The 17,578-nt window shown below is 40.9% G+C and carries 26 protein-coding genes; 7 read left to right on the top strand and 19 right to left on the bottom strand.

Going from position 1 to position 17,578, the window contains the following annotated elements; translation table 11 throughout:
• Window positions 1–14: 14 nt before the first annotated feature.
• The 4 genes from trpA to trpD form a co-directional block, all read right to left on the bottom strand.
• Window positions 15–785, bottom strand: coding sequence for a tryptophan synthase subunit alpha (gene trpA / locus KXQ82_RS17175; RefSeq protein WP_219489696.1), 771 nt, complete (start codon window positions 783–785; stop codon window positions 15–17).
• 85 nt (window positions 786–870) lie between these two features.
• Window positions 871–2,052: a tryptophan synthase subunit beta gene (trpB, locus tag KXQ82_RS17180; protein ID WP_219489697.1), complete on the bottom strand. Its 1,182-nt coding sequence runs from the start codon at window positions 2,050–2,052 to the stop codon at window positions 871–873.
• A complete protein-coding gene (locus KXQ82_RS17185; RefSeq protein WP_219489698.1) occupies window positions 2,049–2,663 on the bottom strand; it encodes a phosphoribosylanthranilate isomerase in 615 nt (204 codons plus the stop codon). The genes trpB and KXQ82_RS17185 overlap by 4 nt, the downstream gene beginning before the upstream one ends.
• Window positions 2,660–3,649 carry an anthranilate phosphoribosyltransferase gene (gene trpD, locus KXQ82_RS17190; RefSeq protein ID WP_219489699.1) on the bottom strand — a complete coding sequence of 330 codons (990 nt, stop codon included), beginning with the start codon at window positions 3,647–3,649 and terminating at the stop codon, window positions 2,660–2,662. The genes KXQ82_RS17185 and trpD overlap by 4 nt, the downstream gene beginning before the upstream one ends.
• Before the next feature lie 233 nt (window positions 3,650–3,882).
• On the opposite strand from trpD, the gene KXQ82_RS17195 reads away from it, so the two are divergent.
• Window positions 3,883–4,854, top strand: coding sequence for an ion channel (locus tag KXQ82_RS17195; protein ID WP_219489700.1), 972 nt, complete (start codon window positions 3,883–3,885; stop codon window positions 4,852–4,854).
• On the opposite strand, the gene KXQ82_RS17200 is transcribed toward KXQ82_RS17195, so the two are convergent.
• Together KXQ82_RS17200 and KXQ82_RS17205 are read right to left on the bottom strand one after the other, a co-directional pair.
• The gene (locus tag KXQ82_RS17200) at window positions 4,851–5,615 is read right to left on the bottom strand and encodes a hydroxypyruvate isomerase family protein (protein ID WP_255563707.1); all 765 of its coding nucleotides are present in this window, start codon (window positions 5,613–5,615) and stop codon (window positions 4,851–4,853) included. The two genes, KXQ82_RS17195 and KXQ82_RS17200, sit on opposite strands and share 4 nt — an antisense overlap.
• 79 nt (window positions 5,616–5,694) lie before the next feature.
• The gene (locus KXQ82_RS17205) at window positions 5,695–6,282 is read right to left on the bottom strand and encodes a YqgE/AlgH family protein (protein ID WP_369412479.1); all 588 of its coding nucleotides are present in this window, start codon (window positions 6,280–6,282) and stop codon (window positions 5,695–5,697) included.
• Window positions 6,283–6,396: 114 nt separating this feature from the next.
• On the opposite strand from KXQ82_RS17205, the gene pdxH reads away from it, so the two are divergent.
• Both pdxH and KXQ82_RS17215 read left to right on the top strand, forming a co-directional pair.
• Window positions 6,397–7,044, top strand: a complete 648-nt coding sequence (gene pdxH, locus KXQ82_RS17210; RefSeq protein ID WP_219489701.1) for a pyridoxamine 5'-phosphate oxidase — start codon at window positions 6,397–6,399, stop codon at window positions 7,042–7,044.
• Window positions 7,041–7,538, top strand: coding sequence for an NADH-quinone oxidoreductase subunit C (locus KXQ82_RS17215; RefSeq protein ID WP_219489702.1), 498 nt, complete (start codon window positions 7,041–7,043; stop codon window positions 7,536–7,538). Before pdxH ends, KXQ82_RS17215 begins: the two co-directional genes overlap by 4 nt.
• A 143-nt stretch (window positions 7,539–7,681) precedes the next feature.
• Here the strand turns inward: KXQ82_RS17215 and KXQ82_RS17220 are convergent, their stop codons facing one another.
• Complete coding sequence (locus KXQ82_RS17220; RefSeq protein ID WP_219489703.1) at window positions 7,682–8,437, bottom strand: DUF2971 domain-containing protein; 756 nt, start codon at window positions 8,435–8,437, stop codon at window positions 7,682–7,684.
• A 157-nt stretch (window positions 8,438–8,594) separates the two neighbouring features.
• Between KXQ82_RS17220 and KXQ82_RS17225 the strand changes: the two genes are divergently transcribed.
• Window positions 8,595–8,810, top strand: a complete 216-nt coding sequence (locus KXQ82_RS17225) for a hypothetical protein (protein WP_219489704.1) — start codon at window positions 8,595–8,597, stop codon at window positions 8,808–8,810.
• A complete protein-coding gene (locus KXQ82_RS17230; protein ID WP_219489705.1) occupies window positions 8,789–9,181 on the top strand; it encodes a type II toxin-antitoxin system VapC family toxin in 393 nt (130 codons plus the stop codon). Before KXQ82_RS17225 ends, KXQ82_RS17230 begins: the two co-directional genes overlap by 22 nt.
• Window positions 9,182–9,346: 165 nt before the next feature.
• Here KXQ82_RS17230 and KXQ82_RS17235 read toward each other — a convergent pair whose 3' ends face one another.
• The 7 genes from KXQ82_RS17235 to KXQ82_RS17265 all read right to left on the bottom strand — a co-directional run bounded on the left by KXQ82_RS17235 (window position 9,347) and on the right by KXQ82_RS17265 (window position 13,419).
• A complete protein-coding gene (locus KXQ82_RS17235; RefSeq protein WP_219489706.1) occupies window positions 9,347–10,198 on the bottom strand; it encodes a metallophosphoesterase family protein in 852 nt (283 codons plus the stop codon).
• Window positions 10,199–10,314: 116 nt separating this feature from the next.
• The gene (locus tag KXQ82_RS17240) at window positions 10,315–11,037 is read right to left on the bottom strand and encodes a metallophosphoesterase family protein (protein WP_219489707.1); all 723 of its coding nucleotides are present in this window, start codon (window positions 11,035–11,037) and stop codon (window positions 10,315–10,317) included.
• Window positions 11,034–11,690, bottom strand: coding sequence for an MIP/aquaporin family protein (locus tag KXQ82_RS17245; RefSeq protein ID WP_219489708.1), 657 nt, complete (start codon window positions 11,688–11,690; stop codon window positions 11,034–11,036). Before KXQ82_RS17245 ends, KXQ82_RS17240 begins: the two co-directional genes overlap by 4 nt.
• Window positions 11,687–12,106, bottom strand: coding sequence for an arsenate reductase ArsC (locus KXQ82_RS17250; RefSeq protein WP_219489709.1), 420 nt, complete (start codon window positions 12,104–12,106; stop codon window positions 11,687–11,689). The genes KXQ82_RS17245 and KXQ82_RS17250 overlap by 4 nt, the downstream gene beginning before the upstream one ends.
• Window positions 12,107–12,122: 16 nt before the next feature.
• Window positions 12,123–12,689: a DUF6428 family protein gene (locus tag KXQ82_RS17255; RefSeq protein ID WP_219489710.1), complete on the bottom strand. Its 567-nt coding sequence runs from the start codon at window positions 12,687–12,689 to the stop codon at window positions 12,123–12,125.
• Window positions 12,690–12,704: 15 nt separating this feature from the next.
• Window positions 12,705–13,043 (bottom strand): ArsR/SmtB family transcription factor, encoded by a 339-nt coding sequence (locus tag KXQ82_RS17260; protein ID WP_219489711.1) that lies wholly within the window; start codon window positions 13,041–13,043, stop codon window positions 12,705–12,707.
• Between the two features lie 157 nt (window positions 13,044–13,200).
• On the bottom strand, window positions 13,201–13,419 hold the full coding sequence (locus tag KXQ82_RS17265) for a hypothetical protein (RefSeq protein WP_219489712.1): 219 nt from the start codon (window positions 13,417–13,419) through the stop codon (window positions 13,201–13,203).
• 201 nt (window positions 13,420–13,620) lie between these two features.
• On the opposite strand from KXQ82_RS17265, the gene KXQ82_RS17270 reads away from it, so the two are divergent.
• A complete protein-coding gene (locus KXQ82_RS17270) occupies window positions 13,621–14,421 on the top strand; it encodes a tetratricopeptide repeat protein (protein WP_219489713.1) in 801 nt (266 codons plus the stop codon).
• Window positions 14,422–14,810: 389 nt separating this feature from the next.
• On the opposite strand, the gene KXQ82_RS17275 is transcribed toward KXQ82_RS17270, so the two are convergent.
• Both KXQ82_RS17275 and pyrE read right to left on the bottom strand, forming a co-directional pair.
• On the bottom strand, window positions 14,811–15,206 hold the full coding sequence (locus tag KXQ82_RS17275) for an SRPBCC family protein (RefSeq protein WP_219489714.1): 396 nt from the start codon (window positions 15,204–15,206) through the stop codon (window positions 14,811–14,813).
• A gap of 19 nt (window positions 15,207–15,225) precedes the next feature.
• Entirely contained in the window at window positions 15,226–15,879 is a 654-nt protein-coding gene (gene pyrE, locus KXQ82_RS17280) for an orotate phosphoribosyltransferase (protein WP_219489715.1), read from the bottom strand.
• On the opposite strand from pyrE, the gene KXQ82_RS17285 reads away from it, so the two are divergent.
• Window positions 15,878–16,519, top strand: coding sequence for an NUDIX hydrolase (locus tag KXQ82_RS17285; RefSeq protein ID WP_219489716.1), 642 nt, complete (start codon window positions 15,878–15,880; stop codon window positions 16,517–16,519). The two genes, pyrE and KXQ82_RS17285, sit on opposite strands and share 2 nt — an antisense overlap.
• Here the strand turns inward: KXQ82_RS17285 and coaD are convergent.
• The 3 genes from coaD to KXQ82_RS17300 are packed head-to-tail and all read right to left on the bottom strand — an operon-like array spanning window position 16,488 to window position 17,565.
• Window positions 16,488–16,949, bottom strand: a complete 462-nt coding sequence (coaD, locus tag KXQ82_RS17290) for a pantetheine-phosphate adenylyltransferase (protein ID WP_219489717.1) — start codon at window positions 16,947–16,949, stop codon at window positions 16,488–16,490. The two genes, KXQ82_RS17285 and coaD, sit on opposite strands and share 32 nt — an antisense overlap.
• A gap of 11 nt (window positions 16,950–16,960) precedes the next feature.
• A complete protein-coding gene (locus KXQ82_RS17295; RefSeq protein ID WP_219489718.1) occupies window positions 16,961–17,329 on the bottom strand; it encodes a type II toxin-antitoxin system VapC family toxin in 369 nt (122 codons plus the stop codon).
• Window positions 17,329–17,565 carry a hypothetical protein gene (locus KXQ82_RS17300; protein ID WP_219489719.1) on the bottom strand — a complete coding sequence of 79 codons (237 nt, stop codon included), beginning with the start codon at window positions 17,563–17,565 and terminating at the stop codon, window positions 17,329–17,331. The genes KXQ82_RS17295 and KXQ82_RS17300 overlap by 1 nt, the downstream gene beginning before the upstream one ends.
• Between the last annotated feature and the right edge of the window lie 13 nt (window positions 17,566–17,578).

The raw sequence follows: 17,578 nt of genomic DNA on the forward strand, positions 1-17,578 counted from the left end.
GCGATGGGTTAGGTTTATTTAAACCGCTTCACAAAGCCATCTATCCCACTCAAATAATCACCACCTTCTCCCAAAAACTTAACAAAAGCGCTACCTACTATGGCACCGCGGTTATACTGACAAGCTTTTTGGTATGATGTTTTATCAGCAATACCAAAGCCTACAATAGTGGGGTTTTTCAATTGCATGTCTTCAATACGTTTAAAGTACGCATCAAGCCCGTCGCTCATTTGGAGGCTGTTACCGGTGATGGATGCTGATGATAACAGGTAGATAAAGCAATCGCTCAACTCGTCTATCTTTCGAATCCGCTCATCTGATGTTTGCGGTGTAACAAGGATGATATTGCTCAGGTTATTATCGGCAAACGTCTTTTTATAAAGTGTTTCGTACTCATACATCGGCAGATCGGGAATGATGAGGCCATCCACACCAACTTCTGCCGCTTTTTTGCAGAAACGCTCCACTCCGTATTGTATCACCGGGTTCACATAGCCCATCAAAATAATAGGGATACTTACCCGCTTGCGCAGATCGGCCAGTTGATCGAACAGCAGGTTCAGATCCATGCCACTATCTAAAGACGTTTGTGAGCTATGCTGGATGGTAGGCCCATCAGCAACAGGATCAGAATACGGAAAGCCTATCTCCAGGAAATCGGCACCGGCTTTTTCCAAAGCCTCGGCAATATCAAGCGTGCTGCTCAAAGTTGGGTAACCTGCCGTGTAGTATATGGATAGCAGGTCTTTTTTGTTTCCTGCGAAGAGTTGTTGTAATCGGTTCATTAGTTAGTCATTGTGTCATTAGGTCATTGAGTCATTTTTGCCATTCGATACAATGACTTAATGACCCAATGATCAATGACCTAATTTAAAATCCAAAGTGTTTAATATACGTCGCCAGGTCCTTATCTCCGCGTCCCGAAAGGCAGATGATCACATTATCGTCTTTCTTAAATGCCATCTTCTCCAATTGGGCCAGTGCATGTGCTGTTTCAATGGCCGGGATAATGCCCTCCAGTTGCGAGCATAATAAGCCCGCTTGTAAAGCTTCCTCATCAGTAATGCTCACATACTCGGCGCGGTTAATTTTGTACAGGTGCGCGTGCTGCGGACCTATGCCGGGGTAATCCAATCCTGCCGAAATAGAATATGGTTCAACTACCTGCCCGTCATCCGTCTGCATTAAAATAGTACGACTGCCGTGCAGTACGCCCTCTTTACCTAAAAACGTTGTTGCGGCTGAGTGCCCGGTATCAACACCTTTACCGGCAGCTTCAACAGCTACCAGCTTTACCGATTCATCATCCAGAAAATGGTAAAACATACCCATTGCATTACTGCCGCCGCCTACACAAGCCATTACATAATCAGGTAATGCTTTGCCGGTATGTTCTGTGAGTTGTTTTTTAGCTTCTTCGGATATGATGGACTGGAAACGGGCCACCATATCAGGATAAGGATATGGCCCAACCACCGAACCGATGATGTAGTGCGTATCAACCGGGTTATTAATCCAGTCGCGCATAGCCTCATTGGTAGCATCCTTCAGCGTTTTGCTGCCCGATGTTGCAGGTACTACCTTCGCGCCAAGCATCTTCATACGGGCCACATTGGGGGCTTGCCGTTCAATATCTATTTCGCCCATATAAACTACGCACTCAATGCCTTTAAGCGCGCAAACGGTAGCTGTAGCAACGCCATGCTGACCGGCGCCTGTCTCCGCTATAATGCGTTTTTTGCCGAGCCTGATAGCCAGCAATATCTGCCCTATGGCATTGTTTATTTTATGCGAGCCGGTATGGTTCAGATCCTCCCGTTTAAAGAAGATATTGGCACCATACCTTTCCGAAAAACGTTTGGCATGGTACAATGGCGATGGCCTGCCTACGTAATCCTTCAATAACGACTCAAACTCGTCTTTAAACGCTTTGTCGTTAATGATAGCCATGTATTGCTGGCGCAGCTCCTCCACATTTGGGTACAACATTTCGGGGATATATGCCCCTCCAAAATCGCCGTAATAGCCCTGCTCGTTAACTCCGTATTTCATCTTAATAATTCAAATGCCTGTTTAAGGCGGTTAATATCTTTAAGGCCCGGTTCAATCTCAAAACGACTGTTCAAATCAACAGCGTAAAATGCCGGGTGTGTTATTTGCTTTACTTCGGCCAGGTTATCTAAACTTAATCCACCGCTTAAAAAGAAGGGTACATCCAATTTATATTTATCCAAAATGGCCCAGTTAAATACTTTGCCCGAGCCGCCATGTTGCACCGTTTTAGTATCGAACATAAAATAGTCAACACTGTTTTGGTAAGCGTTCAACTGTTCAAAATCAAAATCATCATCAACACCAAAAGCTTTTATTACGGTTACTTTGCCTTTATGATCTGAGCAAAACTCCGGACTCTCGCTGCCGTGTAACTGGATAGCGCCAAATGCATATTTTGCAATTAACGTATCAATATCCTGCTTTGCAGCGTTTACAAAAACGCCGGTTTTGATAATGCCTTGCGGTAGTAAATTTAATACTTCAGCAGGCATATCTGCTATAAACCTTGGCGAACGGCTATAACAGATAAAGCCCATATAGTCAGGCTTTAATGCCGCTATGGCTTTAATGTTTTCCGCATCGCGTAAGCCGCAAACCTTTATCTTCATGCCCCTACCAATGTTTTAAAACTAATGAGTGCTTTTTTGCTCAGCAGCGATTCTTCCGCTTCATAAAAACAGTCGGCAAAGCTTTTTTCGGGTTTCAGGGTTTGTATGGCCAATGCGGCATTGCACAGCACTACGTTATTTTGAGCGGTTGTGGCCTCTCCTACCAAAACACTGATAAATATATCCGCCGACTCGGGTACGGTGTTCCCTCCTGCAATTTCTTCTGGGTTTAATTTATCAAAGCCAAGGTCGGTTATCGAGTTTATCTTTTCGCCGCCTTTGCTGAATGTTTTAAAATCGCAGGTTAACGATACTTCGTCATAGCCTTCCAGCGCGTGCAGTATGGTATAGTTTTTTGATGATTTTTGATACAGGTAAGCATATACCCTTGCCAGCTCCAGGCTAAATACGCCAACGATCTGGTTTTTTGGCCTTGCGGGATTTACCAGCGGCCCCAGCATATTAAAAAAGGTTTTCACACCCAATTCGCGGCGAATTGGCGCTACATTTTTCATAGCCGGGTGAAACAAAGGAGCATGTAAAAAGCAGATATTGGCTTCGTCGATGTTTTTTTGAAGCGTACCGGCATCTGAAGTAAATTGGTAACCCAGGTACTCCATCACGTTTGATGAACCACAACCCGACGATACACCATAGTTACCATGTTTAGCCACTTTATATCCCGCGCCGGCAACTACAAATGATGCCAGGGTTGATATGTTGAAGGTATCCTTACCATCTCCACCGGTACCGCAAAGGTCAATCAATTCATCCGACGGGAGGTTAACAGGCAGGCACAATTCCAGCATCGCATCGCGAAAGCCTTCCAACTCATCAACAGTAATGTTGCGCATGCAATAGGCCGTCATAAAAGCCGCCATTTGCGAGTTATTGTATTTACCCTGCGCGATATTGGTAAGTATGGTTTTAGACTCCTCCTTGCTAAAGGTTTTATGCTCAAATAAGTGGTTTAGTATCTGTTTCATTTTGCTTTAAAAAAGCTGCTTATCAAATTGGTTATAACAAAAAAAGGCTGCCATTGGCAACCCTTTCAATATATGTATAGTTTAAACACAGGGATGCCTTACGATTAATCGTTAAGCCACCACCAATTATTTAAGCCTGTTTTTATCATTGTGCAGCAAATATGGAAATTGTTTTTTCATAATGCAAGCATACGTTTAAATTTACAGGCATAATTTAACTATATTTAATCCGTATGGGATTTAAGAAAACAAAGTTTAACCCCGAGAGCGATCTTGGTTTTGGAACGCAGGCGGTTACCAAAAATCAACGCCTGCTTAACCAGGATGGTTCGGTTAATGTAAAGCGCACGGGTTTATCGTTTTTTAATACATCGAATAATTACCACAGGCTTATTACTATGCGCTGGACGCATTTTTGGTTGTTGGTTTTAGCGGGCTACCTTATTGTGAACCTGTTATTTGCTACCATATACATGAGCATCGGTATCGAAAAACTGATCGGTATACAGGGGCATACCACCTGGGAGAAATTTTGGGACGCCTTCTTCTTTTCGGCGCAAACGGTATCTACAGTGGGTTATGGGCATATGTACCCTTACGGGATGCTCGCCAGTACTGTTTCGGCAATTGAATCCATGATAGGCTTGCTGGCCTTCGCTTTAGCGACGGGTTTATTATACGGGCGCTTCTCGCGACCATCGGCACGGATAGTTTATAGCAAGCATATGATAGTAGCCCCTTATCTTAACGGGCAGCGGGCATTCATGTTCAGGTTTGCCAACCAACGGCGCAGTACGCTGATAGATTTGGAGGTAGAAGTAAACCTGAGTTATATTGAAGTTGTAGATGGTAAACCAACCCGCCGTTTTGTACAGCTGGAACTGGAACGTAAACGGGTAAGCCTACTCAGTTTAAACTGGACTGTTGTTCACCCGCTTGATGATAACAGCCCGCTAAAAGACGTCACCCACGAAGATCTTATAAAAGCTGAAGCCACCTTTGCGATATTGCTTAAGGCATTTGATGATACTTTTTCACAAACTGTTCATTCACGCACCTCTTACCAATATGATGAAGTAGTTTGGGGGGCCAAGTTCAAACCTGCTTTTGACAGGGATGAGCAAGGTGGCATAGTGCTTGACCTGAGCAGGATTGGTGAGTATGATAAAGTTGATTTGCCTGTTTTGGTTAAGCAGTTAATTTAAACATCACACAACAAAACAGCCCTTTCCAACGATTCCATAGCATTATTCCCTTTCGGTATAAACTCCTGGGCTACAAAACCTTTAAAGCCTGTATTTTTAATGGCCTGCATAATAGCCGGATAATATAACTCCTGCGTTTCGTCAATTTCATTACGGCCGGGTACGCCGCCGGTGTGGTAATGCGCAAAGTATTGGTAGTTTTGGTTTATGGTCGCGATGATATCCCCCTCCTCTATTTGCATATGGTAAATATCATAAAGCAACTTAAAATTCTCCGATCCTAAGCGTTTAGCCAGCTCCACCCCCCAGGGTGTTTTATTACAGTGATAATCGGGATGATCTACCCTCGCGTTAAGCAGTTCCATTACCAGTACCACGTTGTGTTTTTCGGCAATGGGTAATAATGGTTTTAAGCCCTCAATGCAATTATTAAGCCCGGTTTCATCGTCAATGCCGTTACGGTTGCCGCTAAAGCAGATCAGGTTAGTATAGCCCGCCCCGGCAACTATGGGGATCATTTTACTGTAATTTTCAAATAGTTGGGCGTGGTACCGGGTATCGTTAAAGCCTTCGGTCAGACTGATCTCGGCCCCGTTACACATCGGCGAGTGCAGTTCGTGTTTTTTCAATACGGGCCATTCATCAGGGCCAACCAGGTCAATGCCAGTAATGCCAATGCGTTTTGCTTCAATACACAATTGCTCCAGCGTAATGTTGCCATAACACCAACGGCAAACGGAGTGGTTAATATTATTATTCAATGTGCAAATTTGTAAGTGTGCAGATGCCTGCCTATCGGCAGGCGGGCTCTTAATAACTAATAACTCAATAACTATCCACCTAATTCAAAGCCGGGTTTTCAGGAAAGTTAGCAATATGGGCATAACGTTGGCCTAAGCCTTTTACCACATGTTTCCATAAATTTTCCTCATCGTGGTTAAACAGCATATCCGGGTCAAATTTGTTGGTTACTATCCAACTATTTTCTTTCAGCTCATCATCTAACTGGCCTGCTTCCCAACCCGAGTATCCTATAAAAAACCTGATCTCATTGTTATTTAATTGGTAATTGTTAACCAATGCCTTAACAGTTTCAAAGTCGCCGCCCCAGTATATGCCATCGGCAATGGGGATGCCGCCTTCTATTTTATCCGGGCAACGGTGTATAAAATGAAGTGTATTATTGCCAACGGGGCCGCCGGTAAACAGGGGCATCTCTGAGTATAGTATGTCGGGCATAATATCGCCTAACAGGTATTCGCTTTCGTGGTTCAAAATAAAGCCCATTACACCTTCGGTGGAATATTCTGTGATCAGGATGACCGACCGTTTAAAGTTCGGGTCCATCATAAAAGGCTCGGATATCAATAATCGGCCGGTATCAGGGGTAATAGTACTTAGCATAGCGTGGTATTTATAACCGTCCACATAAATATATGGCTGTTAAATGTAATTTACATGAAAAATAGCGAAACGGTTTTTAAAAGTATAAAATTTGTAAATATAAAATAAGCCCGAAGCAATTTTGTAAATTTGCCACACATGGATAACACTACGATAGAAAACCTAAGGAACGAGTATAAAGCGGCATCATTGTCGGAAAAAGAGGTAACCAAAGAACCCATTAAACAGTTCGAAAAATGGTTTAAACAAGCTTTGGATGCTAATATGCTGGAGCCAAACGCCATGACACTGGCTACCGCCACTACAGATGGCCGCCCCTCGGCGCGTATTGTTCTGCTGAAAGGTTTTGACCATAATGGTTTTGTGTTTTATACCAATTACCTGAGTCGTAAGGGTAAAGAGATGGCTAAGAACCCTTTGGTATCGCTGGTTTTCTTTTGGCCGGAACTGGAGCGCCAGGTTCGCATTGAGGGTACTATAGAAAAAGTTAGCCGTGAAACATCCGAAAAATATTTTCTGACTCGCCCTAAAGCCAGCCAGATAGGTGCCATTGTATCGCCACAGAGCCAGGAAATTACTGACCGCGACCTGTTAGAGAAAAAAATGGCCGATCTTGAGGCTGTATATGCTGATGGCGATGTACCCAAACCCGCGCACTGGGGTGGATATATTGTTAAACCACGTATGATAGAATTTTGGCAAGGCCGCCGCAGCCGCCTGCACGACCGTATTGTGTATAAACTTGCCGATAAAAACACCTGGAAAATAGTTAGACTTGCCCCATGAGTTTTGATGAGATTAAGGCTTTACTGCTAAATAAATTTGGTGCCGATGTGATTGTTGGCGAAGAAACCGGTGGTTTACAAAGTGCTTTATTGATAGCACCCGAACACATTGCTAATGTTTGCTTAGTGCTTCGCGATGATCCCGGAACTTACTTTGATTTCCTGTCTAACCTTTCGGGAGTGGATTATGGTGCTGAGGATGGCCGATTTGGCGTGGTTTACCACCTGGCATCTATCCCATACAATGCCCAGTTGGTTTTAAAAGTGAGTGTGGTGAATGAGCGCTCTTTGGATAACCTGCCCACATTCCCCAGCATTGCCGCTGTTTATAAAAGCGCCGACTGGCACGAGCGCGAAGTCTATGACATGCTTGGCATCTTTTTCACCAACCACCCCGATATGCGCCGCATACTCCTCCCCGATGATTGGGAAGGTTTCCCGTTAAGGAAAGATTATGTGGAAGCGGAGGAGTATAAGGGGATTAAGATCAAGTAAGGATTACACTGATTTAGAGTGATTGCACCGATTTTCTAAATATATCTTTTAGAAAGTGATTGAATACATACGATTAAGATAACCATTGTAATGACGAATCCATTAGAAATAGGTTATTAATGGCGTAAATATAAATTTGGAATCTATTCATGTTCTTCATCTATAACATTTATATCGACAAAGTTTAATTTATATTCTTTAGGGTGTAATTCTGCTTTATAAAACTTAACATTGGAATATCCAAGTTTTATCATTAATCTACAAATTGTGGTCATTTGCTCATCAGTCATTTTCAATCCAAAAATGATTCCCGATAGAGCCTCGATTGGAAATAGAATTGCCCCACTACTTTTTGCCCATACTCTAATTTCTTGTTCATAACTCCAGTGATCTGATTTGTAAAATGGTAATTCTCCATAAATTTCCCCTTTTGGTATATCTAAGATTTTTATGTCTGGCATTAACTTTTGATAATTAACTCTTTTTAGCTCTTGGTGTATAGTTTTTAGTTTTTCAACATCAAACTCGATACATACACCTTTATGGCAATTTGAATAATGTGCCCACATTAATAAATTGTCCTGAATTTCCGAAAAGCAGCAAATCCCTATATCTCTTATGAAATGTTTCAATTTATCATATGTATCATCTAATATCTGTGGATTCTTTTTCAAATGGGAAATTAGAGTTTTAGGATCGTGCTTAAACTTTTCACTTCGAAGCAAGGATTCTAATTCCTCTTCATCTAATTCTTCATTAAAGTTTATATTGTTATCAAATGGATCGTTAAAGTCTTGAGGATTTGAAAACCACAATCTTTGACCAATCAATAAATCATAAAAATTTTGGTCAAGCTTTGTGTATTTATATATTTTTTCTGGTAATAGGTCTGATTCCATATTGCATATAAAATTTAAATATACACTATTGAATTAGCATAATATAGTTCCCCAACTGGACGAAGTTTTCAACTTTGTTCTAAAATGTCTTAAGCTTTCAGCTTAAATTGTAAACATTCACAATTGTGTATTTTCAGTTAATTTAGTAACTTTAAATATGGAAACAGTATTGGTACAAATAAACAGCAGCAAAGCCTACAAGCTCCTTCAGGACCTTGAAGACCTTAATGTTATTAAACTGCTTAAAAACAGTACCGAACCTAAACAAAAGCTTTCTGAAAAATACGCGGGCAAACTGCCTGCTGATATTGCCGATGAACTGCAAGACTACGTGACTAAAAGCCGCGAAGAATGGAACAACCGCAGTATCTGATAGACACCAACGTTATAATTGACTATTTGGGCCATAAATTAACACCATCTGGGAGTTTATTTATGGATAACATTATTGACAACGTTCCAAACGTTTCAGTTATTTCCAAAATAGAAGTTCTTGGCTTTAACGCTCCGGATGAACATTATCAGTTATTGGTTAATTTTATGAATGACGCTTTAGTACTTGACCTGACAAGTGAGATTGTTGACGTAAGCATTGCCATTCGCAAAAAGCACAAGACGAAGTTACCCGATGCGATAATTGCTGCTACGGCCAAGTTTTATGGTTTTACACTTATTTCACGCAATACTTCCGACTTTAAAAACATCGAGGGGTTAACAGTCATTGATTTGTATAAATTACAATAGGAAAATGTACTTGTCGATAAATGAAGAGAATAATTAAAATAGTTATCACAGGCTTATCAGTCCTCCTTATTGTTTAGTGCATAATTTTTGTTTAAAGCTACTTCGGTGAACGTAGTATGCGTAATAAAAATGTCTCAAGCATTCTGCTTGCCAATTCCATCACCCTTAAAACTTATTAGCGTTCAAATTAGGGTTACGGCTAGCATTAACCTGGTAGGTATAAACTGCGTTATCATCGCCTACTTCAACAATACGGTATCCTTTGTAATCGGTGCCCCAGTTGCCACCTGTATGGCTGTCAAAAAAATGAGGTAATTTATCAGTATAACGTACCCCATCGAGTGAATGGTCATGCCCATGAAATACCGCTTTGATATTCGGATAGCTGTGTAGCAGCTTTACTGTATCGGGGCAGTTTAAAAATACCGAAGCTTCTTCTTTAAGCCATTGCACAGGGGCGATATGCAGTATCACAAAGATCATCTTTTTATTGGTTAACTTATCAAATGAGGCTTTTAGAAAGTCGTTATCGGGCGATACGTATACGCCCTTGGTATCGGCAGTGTTGGCAAATACAAAAGCGATATCGCCATGCTCAACTACATATTTATCATCATAACCAAATACCTTTTTCCATATTGCTCCATCAGCAAAATCGTGGTTGCCTGGTACGGTGTGGTATGGCACGGCTATCTTATCAAAGTATTTTTCTTTTAAAACAGGCAGCAGGTCAGGCCGGTTATGTACCAGGTCGCCATTAATGATCACCCTATCTAAATGATTTTGATCATGCTCATCATTCATCCATTTTACCAGGTTAGCAGCGTTGAGGTCGAAATCGGTACCCGGTTGCGCATAATGCAGATCGGAACATAAGGCAAACCTTAGTTTTAGCTTTTTGGGAGCATTGGGTACAGGGTTACTTACCGTAGCGGCAAAAGTATTAACGGCAGGTAACAGCGTAATACCTGCTAAGCCGGTCAGGGTATTTGTTATAAATTTTCTACGGTTGCTCATCGATATAATTTTCGCCTAAAATAAGGCAGTAATGTTAACTAAATGTAATTAACCTGACGAATTTTACAAGAGAAATGAAGCCTGCCTGAGAATGTTGCATCTTCAACCTGAATGTCTCAATACCCGCCCCTCAACCTATCCGCAAACTCATTTGGCAAAGGGCTACCTTCAATCGCTTTAGCCGAAGCTTCCACATCATAAGCAAAGTGTATAAATTCTACATAAATAGGTTGATCGGGCTTTAAAGAGATCATTATATAACAACCCATTGGATTATTATCCTTTGGTTTACCTACCGAACCTATGTTGATCACATGCCGTTCTTTACCATTCGGCAACGTAACTACCCTGTGATACGGTTTGTGTGAATGACCTGCACATAATATATCGGCACCGGCCTCATCCATCAATTGGTTTACATAATTCTCATCCAAATCGGCCAATAAATATTCATCGTTACTGCGTGGCGTGCCGTGTACCAACATCAAGTTTAATTGCTCCCCACCTAATTTGTACTCCAAACGGATATGTGCGGGCAGGCTGTTTAAATACTCACGGTGTTGTGCCCCGATGATGTGATAAGCATAGTTTTTACCTGTATTAGTTAATTCTTCGGGCGCAACCGGTGCAAGCTTACTTACTTTCAAATCGTGGTTACCGGCAAGGGTGGCAATGCCGCGCCTGCGTATTTCGGCTATTACTTCGTTGGGGTAAATATGGTAGCCTACCAGGTCGCCCAGGCAATACACCGCGTCGGGTTGGCGGCTGTCCAAATCTTTCAAAAAAGCTTCAAATGCCGGTAAATTGGCATGTATGTCTGAGAAGAGGGCTATTTTCATATATTACTATCTGTGCCGGTACTTAAATATTTCCAAACAGGTATTGCCAGCGCTGCTCCCAATACAGGTGCGACAAGATATATCCAGATATGCTCTAAATGGCCCGAAACAATAGCCGGGGCTAAAGAACGTATGGGGTTCATGGATGCGCCGCATATAGGCCCGGCAAACATGGCCTCAAGGCCTACCACCGAGCCAATTGCTATTGCCGCGAACATGCCCTGCTCCTTGTTGCCATGCGCTACGTGCATAATTACTAACATTAAAATAAAAGTGAGTATCAGCTCCATTACAAAGGATTGCAGTTCGGTACCCGCGGGCATGGTAGCGCCCAATAAGGGACTGCTTGGGAAAAGCAATTTCAACGTAATGCTTGCCAGTAATGCGCCAGCCAACTGGCTAACAATATATCCCGGCAGCAACCGTGCCTTAAAACGCCCGGCAAGTGTAAAAGCAATGCTCACAGCAGGGTTAATATGGCAGCCGGATACATTACCCAGCGCACTTATCAAACTCATTACAATAAGCCCCCAGGTTATGGCAACGCCTGCATGACTTACCGCGCCGCCTGTTTGCTGGTCTATCACCATAGCCCCCGTTCCGCAAAATACAAGTATAAAAGTGCCTAACAGCTCTCCAATATATTTTTTCACGCCGGTAAATGGATTTGTATAAAACTGGCTGAGTATGTTTTGATCATCTCCCGTACCCGCCTAAACTCTTCCATTATTTCATCAGCTGTACCTGTTGCCTTGGCGGGATCAGGAAAGTTAAAATGAAAACGCTCTGCTTTAGTTGGGAAGTACGGGCAGTTTTCTTTAGCATTATCACAAACAGTAATTACATAGTCAAAGGGAATGTCTATATATTCATCTACGTTGTTTGAGGTGTGTTTTGATATGTCAATATGGTCTTCGGCCATTACCTGTATGGCTTTAGGGTTTACGCCGTGGGTTTCTATACCAGCGCTGTAAACCTTAGCTTTATCGCCCGCGAATTGTTGTAAATAGCCATGTGCTATCTGGCTGCGGCAGCTGTTGCCGGTGCATAGTACTAAAATATTCTTCATGTATTGTGTAAATTAATTAGCAGCAACCTCCGCCAGGTGTACAGCATGCGTCAGCGGTTACAGCAAGGTTCTTTAATTCAATTTTGGGTTTTTCAGTATTAGGTGCACAGCACTCTTCGCCTGTATCTGTTGTGCCACAGCTGCCGCCACGGTTTATGGCTTTGCATTGTACAGCATCAGGGCGCAGGTCAACCACAAGGTTATCACCATCAGCAATCAGTTCATTAGGGTACATCTGGCGGGTATCAAAACCCGAATTACCAAATTCAATTTTTACTGTGCCTAATGGGTTTAGGGGTAACACCTTCTCAACCACATCAATAATGGATAAGGCTTTACTTACCTTCATGGCACGTAACTGCTGTTGATTTTCAGGCTCCCATAGCTGTACAATGATCTCCGTCCAGCTATTCATCACACCGCCGCAATCAACCGATACAATGGGCGCCTGCTTTATTTCGGTGATGTGATACGATGCATCAACCCATTTATCGCCCGCGTATTGAAACTGCAGGTCCATATCCGGGTTTTGTAATAACAGGTTTTTAAAGGTTTGCCAGTTAATTGCTTCTGTATTATTCATGGTCGTATATTTAAATTAGCAACAACTTTGGTTTGATGCGATGATTTGCAGATCGCCGAAAAGTGTATTGAACTCCGCGTTGAAATCTTTAAAAGTATCCCAGTTGATACAGTAGCATGATTTTTTACCATCCACGGTGCCTTTTATCAGGCCGGCATTCAACAATTCTTTCAGGTGTTGCGATACTGTAGCCTGTGCTAATGGCATTACCTCCACTATCTCGCCGCAAATGCAGCTATTGTGTGCTGCCAGTATCCTCAGGATGGCTATCCTTGCGGGGTGCGACATGGCCTTTGCAAGGTCGGCCAGCTTTTGGTCAATAGGCGTAAATGCTTCTTTTTTGTTGATTGCCATTACGTTAAATTATATATCGCAAATATACGATAATAAAAACATAAAAAACCAACTTGATGGAAAAATTTAGTGAGCTTAGTTGTATATGAAATTTCCTGTTACAAAGCTTTGCAACAGGAATAATATAGCCGGAATAGAATAAAGTGGGATTCGCAGGTTACAAAACCTTTTCGCCAAAAGCATCGTGCAGATCTTTATCTACCTGCTTTAGTTTTTTAGAAACTACTTTAATACCTAAGCCCAATGCAACAGCAAGTAAAATTACGATCCCTGAGTTTATGGGTAGGCTATCTGTTTGCCCGGTTGCCGCATTAGCGCTAAAAACAATAGCGCAGCTTATTAATAACGTAAATAAGGTAAAGGTTACTTGTTTCATACAAGGGCATTTAATTAATAGTTACCCTTTATTACGAGAATTTGCAAGCTATGGTTTCATCTCAAACGAAAATTTTGCTTAATAAATAAAATATTCAGTCGAGATACTGCAAAATGCATGACTGATCAAGGCCGGGAAATTCATATCTTCAAACATTATAGCCTTTTTTGCTATTATAGAAAATTTAAGCTAGTCCTAATTATGTTTCATAAAGCCACCGTGTTGATTGTTTTTGCACTTAGTATAAGTATTGCCTGTGCTCAAAATTCATCAAATGATAGTTTAGCCCGCGTATTATTTGTAAAAAAGCAAACAGGCAAAGCTGACTCGTTAACCGCTATAGCGCTATCTGTAGCTAAACCAGGTACTGATAATAAGCAGCTAAACCAGGCTTTAACTCAAATTGACCAGGCGCTGCATATTTACTCCAGGTACCGTGATCTGGATGGCGTGCGGCAAAGTTTTGATAATTTAGCTTTTGTTTATCACCTGCAAAAAAAGTACTCGCAGGAGAAATGGTATATACTGCAATCAAATACATTGTCGCGCACACGGCTTGATACGCCTAATATCATCAACTCGCTGCAAAAGCTCGCAGCCGTTAAATGTGCTATTAAAGATTATGGGTTAGCCGCACGTGATGTGAATGAAGTAGTTTACCTGGCTGAACAAACCGCAAATACCCCTGTTAAAATTTTGGCTTTAAAAAGCCTTGCAGGTATATATCAAACTACCGGCGACTTAAAAAGATCAGCAGATATATTGAACAAAGCAACCCGCCTGCAAGATTCATTAAACAACTATTCTGTTCAGCAGAAAGCTGCGGCCAATCAAACAGACAGTAATGCCCGAAATAACCCCACTCAGCAGGTTGGTAAAACAAATGGTGGAAGTATAATTAATAAAAAATATATAGTACTGATTATTAGTATTTTAATACTTTTTATCTTTATTGTTTATTTAGTAAAATGGATGAAGAATAAAGGCAAGTCAGGCGTGTAAAAGGGTGTAATTCTACACAATGGGAAGTGATTTCTACAATATTCCCATATTTGTGGAAATGCTTTCTCGAAAAGCTAAATAAATGACCTGTTTATTTATTAAAAAGCCTGATAACCAGTTGTTTTAACCAAAATACAATTGTGGCATAAGTTTGGATATTGTTTAAATAACTTAAACTCGCTTAAATCTAAACAACATGGACTCACTTATCATCATTGCATGCATTGTAGTTGGCGTTCTAATTATTTCTAACGCTTCAACAACAATTATCGAGCGTTTTAAAATCCGCTAAAATTAAATCATCATTACCACCTTATGTTAAATAAAGTGGTAATGATTTTTATCTTTTTAGCTTATACGCTACTCTACCCGTAAAAGTTATAGTTTTTTTATTTCAGCACTTCGGCTAATCGCGAAGTTTCATGGTCTGCAAGTTTCTGCAGCGGACCGCTCACCAACATTTTCATCATCATATTCAGGTCGGCCGATATTAGGTAGGTAACTATCGTCTCCTCTCCTGCCGCTGCTAATACCCATTTCAATTCAAGGTCAAACGGAGGTGTTTCTGCCGGGATGATCTGTATTTCCTGGTTCTCTACCAGTGTGCCGGTTTTTAAAGCAAGCTTAGCCATGTTTTGAATGGTAAAGCGAGCCTCTGTAGCCGTTGACGACCAATTGTATATATTCTCGGGCATCAAAGCCTGATGATTGTTCAGATCAGCTAAAAATGAATAAACAGCCGCTGCCGGCTTAGCTATAGTAACCTTACTTTCTATAATGGTCATATTTATGGATTGTAAATTATTATCCTATCTCAACCTGGCCCCACTCTGATGGGTTTTCGCGCCATTTTTGTAATAGTTGAACATCCGCTTTTGATATATATTGATGCTTTTCGGCATAATCTATCAAAGCATTATAATTTGATAATGTTGCAAAAGGGCAATTGGCTTTTTTAAAATTCTCTGCCGCGGCATCAAAACCATAAGTAAATATGGCTACCAGGCCTGCAACGTTATAACCGGCATTGCGTAAAGCATCAACAGCTTGTAAACTGCTTTTACCGGTAGATACCAGGTCTTCAATAACAACAACCCTTTGCCCTGCAAAAATTTCTCCCTCAATAAGGCTGCCTGTACCATGTTCTTTCGCTTTTGCGCGCACGTATACAAATGGTAAGCCTAACTCCTGCGCCACTAATGCGCCTTGTGGGATACCTGCAGTTGCCACCCCGGCCACACACTCAACTGTACCAAATTCTTCCTGTATCAGTTTGGTTAAGTTTTGGCGTATATAAGTACGGATAGTTGGGTGCGATAATGTTGCACGGTTATCGCAATAAATTGGCGACTTCCAGCCAGATGCCCATGTAAATGGATTGGCAGGTTGTAATTTAATTGCTTTAATTTGCAGCAGAAACTCGGCCACTTGCTGTTCGATCTCACTTTTATTAAACATGGCTCAAATTTATAGAATTTATATTAACCAAAAAGCACTGTTGATAACTGAGGCTGCTCCTCACAACCTCAAAAAATTCCAACAGATTGATCAGCGGGCTTTTGATCTGAAAATAATATACCCATTTATTAACGATAATTATCCCGGGCATAATTTTTTTGTATTAGTTACTGATGCCAAAGCCTTTTTTAAGAAGATATTAAAAACAGTGCCTGTAATAACAGCCGCCGGTGGCTTAGTTAAGAACGAAAAAAAGGAGTATTTGTTTATCTATCGTAACAATACATGGGACTTACCTAAGGGGAAAATTGAAAAAGGCGAAACAATAAAAGATGCTGCCGTACGCGAAGTAGAAGAAGAATGCGGTATAACCGTACAAAAATTGGGTAAAAAGATATGCAAAACCTATCATGCATACATTTACAAGGGCGAAGTGGTGATCAAAAAAAGCTACTGGTTTAAAATGAAAGCTGTTGGCCAAAATAAACTTAAACCACAAACGGAAGAAGGTATAACTGATGTGCGCTGGTTTAGTAGGGATAAAATGTCGCCTATAACTAAAAACACTTTCCCATCCATTGCCGAAGTAATGGAAAAAACGAATTTACTTATAAGTACTGCAGCGCCTCTTTCGGAATAAACTGGTCGGCATTGCCATTGTAACGCAAAATTTCGCGTACAATAGTTGAGCTGATGGATGAGTAGCCCGGTTTGCTTACAATAAAAATGCTTTCAATAGCTGGCTCAAGCGCATGGTTCATCTGTGCGATGGCCTTTTCATATTCAAAATCTGATACGGTACGTATGCCACGTATCATAAACGTAGCTCCTATTTGCTTGCAGAAATCAATAGTCAGCCCCTCGTAAGCTACAATATGGATCTTGGGTTCGTTTTCAAATACTGCCCTCAACATTTGCTCGCGCTTCTCTACACTTAAAAAACCCTTTTTACTGCTGTTGGTACCAATGCCAATGTAAACTTTATCAAACAGGCTAATAGAGCGTTTAATAATGTCAACGTGCGCTTTGGTAACAGGATCGAACGAGCCGGGAAAAAGGGCTATTTTCATAATACTATGATTTAATTTTCATTAATCGGGTCAATCAATTTAAGATCATTGATCTTTCTAAAATCCTTAACATTTCTGGAATAAAGCGTCAGGTCATTAATCAATGCAGTAGCAGCAATTAAGCTGTCTCCTAAAGTTAAATTATGAGCTTTTCTTATCTCAATACTTTTATTAAAAACATCAGATGTTGGATATATAATCGGCACGGATTTAAAGAAATCTTTATAATAAGATTCTTCATCAAAACTTAATTTGTGATAACCAAGAACTTCTATCCTGGATATTTCTGAAGCGTAAACAGTTTCAATAAAAATCTTTCTCAAATATTCATATTGTGGCCAATAGGAATAAATAATGATGTTGCTATCTAAAAGATACATTATTTTGAAAAAGGAAGGTCTCTGTCTTGCCGTTGTTCTTGTTGCCACTTAACAGGGTCTCCAATTGATGGCGGTTGTTGGGCTTTGAAATTAAGTACGCGCTTTTTTGCAAGCTCAATATTTTCAATATCGTCGCTAACTACATCTTTACGCTCAATAATTACATTAAGCTTTTTAGCTAAGTTTATAATTTTGTCGATACTGTTTTTATCGTTAGATCTTAATAAAAGCTCCATTACTGTATGTATC

It is taken from the genome of Mucilaginibacter rivuli (assembly GCF_019391655.1).
In the GTDB taxonomy this organism is placed as follows: Bacteria; Bacteroidota; Bacteroidia; order Sphingobacteriales; family Sphingobacteriaceae; genus Mucilaginibacter; species Mucilaginibacter rivuli.

Coding starts and splice junctions, on each gene's coding strand:
- KXQ82_RS17300 (WP_219489719.1), bottom strand. CDS start 17,565: ATGGAGCTTTTATTAAGATCTAACGATAAAAACAGTATCGACAAAATT.
- trpD (WP_219489699.1), bottom strand. CDS start 3,649: ATGAAACAGATACTAAACCACTTATTTGAGCATAAAACCTTTAGCAAG.
- KXQ82_RS17265 (WP_219489712.1), bottom strand. CDS start 13,419: ATGAAACAAGTAACCTTTACCTTATTTACGTTATTAATAAGCTGCGCT.
- KXQ82_RS17270 (WP_219489713.1), top strand. CDS start 13,621: ATGTTTCATAAAGCCACCGTGTTGATTGTTTTTGCACTTAGTATAAGT.
- KXQ82_RS17240 (WP_219489707.1), bottom strand. CDS start 11,037: ATGAAAATAGCCCTCTTCTCAGACATACATGCCAATTTACCGGCATTT.
- KXQ82_RS17230 (WP_219489705.1), top strand. CDS start 8,789: ATGGAACAACCGCAGTATCTGATAGACACCAACGTTATAATTGACTAT.
- KXQ82_RS17220 (WP_219489703.1), bottom strand. CDS start 8,437: ATGGAATCAGACCTATTACCAGAAAAAATATATAAATACACAAAGCTT.
- KXQ82_RS17195 (WP_219489700.1), top strand. CDS start 3,883: ATGGGATTTAAGAAAACAAAGTTTAACCCCGAGAGCGATCTTGGTTTT.
- pyrE (WP_219489715.1), bottom strand. CDS start 15,879: ATGTTTAATAAAAGTGAGATCGAACAGCAAGTGGCCGAGTTTCTGCTG.
- KXQ82_RS17185 (WP_219489698.1), bottom strand. CDS start 2,663: ATGAAGATAAAGGTTTGCGGCTTACGCGATGCGGAAAACATTAAAGCC.
- KXQ82_RS17295 (WP_219489718.1), bottom strand. CDS start 17,329: ATGTATCTTTTAGATAGCAACATCATTATTTATTCCTATTGGCCACAA.
- KXQ82_RS17250 (WP_219489709.1), bottom strand. CDS start 12,106: ATGAAGAATATTTTAGTACTATGCACCGGCAACAGCTGCCGCAGCCAG.
- trpA (WP_219489696.1), bottom strand. CDS start 785: ATGAACCGATTACAACAACTCTTCGCAGGAAACAAAAAAGACCTGCTA.
- pdxH (WP_219489701.1), top strand. CDS start 6,397: ATGGATAACACTACGATAGAAAACCTAAGGAACGAGTATAAAGCGGCA.
- KXQ82_RS17225 (WP_219489704.1), top strand. CDS start 8,595: ATGGAAACAGTATTGGTACAAATAAACAGCAGCAAAGCCTACAAGCTC.
- KXQ82_RS17275 (WP_219489714.1), bottom strand. CDS start 15,206: ATGACCATTATAGAAAGTAAGGTTACTATAGCTAAGCCGGCAGCGGCT.
- trpB (WP_219489697.1), bottom strand. CDS start 2,052: ATGAAATACGGAGTTAACGAGCAGGGCTATTACGGCGATTTTGGAGGG.
- KXQ82_RS17255 (WP_219489710.1), bottom strand. CDS start 12,689: ATGAATAATACAGAAGCAATTAACTGGCAAACCTTTAAAAACCTGTTA.
- KXQ82_RS17215 (WP_219489702.1), top strand. CDS start 7,041: ATGAGTTTTGATGAGATTAAGGCTTTACTGCTAAATAAATTTGGTGCC.
- KXQ82_RS17285 (WP_219489716.1), top strand. CDS start 15,878: ATGGCTCAAATTTATAGAATTTATATTAACCAAAAAGCACTGTTGATA.
- coaD (WP_219489717.1), bottom strand. CDS start 16,949: ATGAAAATAGCCCTTTTTCCCGGCTCGTTCGATCCTGTTACCAAAGCG.
- KXQ82_RS17235 (WP_219489706.1), bottom strand. CDS start 10,198: ATGAGCAACCGTAGAAAATTTATAACAAATACCCTGACCGGCTTAGCA.
- KXQ82_RS17260 (WP_219489711.1), bottom strand. CDS start 13,043: ATGGCAATCAACAAAAAAGAAGCATTTACGCCTATTGACCAAAAGCTG.